Genomic DNA, 1,067 nt, shown 5'->3' with positions numbered 1-1,067 from the left:
TGCGGGTGTGGAAGTGGTAGAGCGTGCGACCGGTGATCAGCGCGTACGGATAGTCCTCGCTCGGCGTCTCGTGCCGCGGCAGGTACTGCGCCGCCTTGATCACGGCGCGGCCCTCCGGGTTCAGCGCGCGATACTCGGTCGGCTCCAGCGGAGCACCGGTGATCAGGTCGCGACCGTAGGTTTCGCAATCCTGCGGCGCCGCACGGAATGTCGCGTCGGCGTACAGCCGCTCGGTGCCGTCCGGATGCTCCTCGGTGCACGGCCACTGAATGCCACCGCGCACGCGAAGTTTCGCGTAGGTCATGGCCGAGTAGTCGCACAGGCGCCCCGCGCTGCACCGCTTCCACTGCTCGAACACCTCCTCCGGCGTCCGCCAGGGCAACAGCGGTGCGCCGTCGGCGTCGCGCAGATCCAGGCGGCGGGCGTAATCGAGGAAGATATCCAGGTCGGGCCGGGCGTCCCCGGGCGGCTCGACCGCCTTCTCCGACAGGTGCACGGTGCGGTCGGCATTGGTGAAGGTGCCGGTCTTCTCACCCCAGGTCGCCGCGGGCAGCACCACATCCGCCAATTGCGCTGTCTCGGAAAGGAAGATGTCCTGCACGACGAGAAACAGCCGCCGCTGCGACAGCAGGGCGCGAACGCGCGCGAGTTCGGGCAGCGACACCGCCGGATTGGTGCCGTTGACGTAGAGGAAGCGGATCGACCCGTCCTCGACGAAGCGCAGGATCTGCATGAGATGCGTCGGCGCGCTGAAGTGCGGTATGCGTTGCGGGTCGACATTCCACAGCCGGGCCAGTTCTTCGACGTGAGAATCGTTGGCCCAGTTGCGAAATCCCGGCAGATCGCCGTCGGCCCCGCATTCCCGGGTGTTCTGCGCGGTGGGCTGGCCGTTCATCTGCAGGACGCCGCAGCCGGGCCGGCCGAGCATGCCGCGAATCAGGTGAATGTTGTTGACCTGCACCGCGGCCGCGGTGGCCTGATGGGATTGGTAGAAGCCCTGCAACACGGTCGACAGCACCCGCTCGCCCGTGCCGATGATCCGCGCCGCGGACCGCAGATAGGCGTGG

The 1,067-nt window shown here is 67.9% G+C and carries 1 protein-coding gene; it reads right to left on the bottom strand.

Translation table 11 applies throughout. The annotated features are described in order from the left end of the window. The coding region (locus ACGF5C_RS35175; RefSeq protein ID WP_393308793.1) for a molybdopterin-dependent oxidoreductase at positions 1 to 1,067 on the bottom strand (1,067 nt) is incomplete at both ends.

Source organism: Micromonospora sp. NPDC047620 (assembly GCF_043205005.1).
GTDB lineage: Bacteria > Actinomycetota > Actinomycetes > Mycobacteriales > Micromonosporaceae > Micromonospora.
The sequence above is the reverse complement of the archived record's forward strand: the minus strand, read 5'-3'. Positions and strand labels throughout refer to the sequence as shown.